We start from the raw sequence: 1,398 nt of genomic DNA on the forward strand, positions 1-1,398 counted from the left end.
AACCTTGAAGCACAAATTATTTTACATTACCTTCTATCTATAAAATATTTATATATATAAATATTAAAATACGATTAACTATTAATTTAGTTAATCGTATTTTTAGTTTATTTAATGAAGATTTTATTTAACTACTATCTTATTTATTCATTATTATTCTATCTTATGAACATCTTATTTAAATACTATTCTATCTTATGGACATTTATTTAATTACTATCTTATTTAATTATTATTCTATCTTATGAACATTTATTTAATCACTATTTTACTTAGCAAGTATTTAATTTGAAAGAGCATACTTTTTAAGTTTACGCCAGAGTGTAGTAGTACTAATCCCTAATTGACTTGCAGTAGCAGATTTTACTCCATTATTTTTCTCTAATGTTTCAAGAATTAATTTTTTTTCATAATCAGCAATTTTATTATCCACCAAATTAGGAGAATAATCTATTGTAGGAGCTGAACTTATATCCTTTCTAAAATGTGGCTCAGAAATTAATATATCAGAAACTAAATGCTCATCTATAAAATTATCATCACACATAACTACCAATCTTTCTACTATATTTTTTAATTGTCTTATATTACCAGGAAAGTCATATCTACTTAATATTTTAAGTGCAGAATCAGATATTGAAACTGGTTTGTTGTAATGAGATATAATAGAATATGTTAGTTGCTCGATATCTTCTTTTCGCTCTCTAAGAGGAGGTAAATCCAGTTTCAACACACAAAGCCTGTAAAATAAATCTTCTCTAAAATTATTATTATCAATCTGCTCCACTAAATTTTTATTAGTAGCTGTTATAACCCTTACATTAATAGGTACAACTTTAGTATCACCTATCCTAGTAACTTCCCTCTCCTGTAGTACTCGAAGCAGTTTGACTTGAACATCTTTAGAAATTTCTCCAATTTCATCTAAAAATATAGTACCATTATGTGCCAATTCAAAGACACCTGCTTTCCCCTCATTTCTAGCACCTGTAAAAGCACCTTTTACATACCCAAATAGCTCACTTTCAAGTATATTTTCAGGTATAGCTGCACAGTTTATAGCCACAAAAGGTCCATTAAATCTATTGCTGTAATTATGGATACTTTGAGCAAATATTTCTTTACCAGTACCAGATTCTCCAGTAATTATAATTGTAGAATCAGATTTAGCAAATTTCTTTGCCATATTTACTGAGTGCATCAATGAATCACTTGAACCTAATATATCGTTAAAATTACTCTTTGCAAAATGAGATTTTGAAATCAGACTCTCTCTTATTTCTTTTTCTGTTGATTGAATGTTTTCTATGTCTTGTATAGTTGCAACACATCCAAAATGTAGGTTGTCAATTATAATAGGAAAACACTGAACCTCCCATGACTAAAGTCACAGGGTTC

1 protein-coding gene is annotated in these 1,398 nt (G+C 28.0%); it reads right to left on the reverse strand.

Annotated elements, in window-relative coordinates; all coding sequences use genetic code 11:
- Positions 1 to 283: 283 nt before the first annotated feature.
- On the reverse strand, positions 284 to 1,357 hold the full coding sequence (locus KGF39_RS19330) for a sigma 54-interacting transcriptional regulator (RefSeq protein ID WP_308463845.1): 1,074 nt from the start codon (positions 1,355 to 1,357) through the stop codon (positions 284 to 286).
- Between the last annotated feature and the right edge of the window lie 41 nt (positions 1,358 to 1,398).

It is taken from the genome of Clostridioides sp. ZZV14-6345, assembly GCF_020657775.1.
Taxonomy (GTDB): Bacteria; Bacillota; Clostridia; order Peptostreptococcales; family Peptostreptococcaceae; genus Clostridioides; species Clostridioides difficile_D.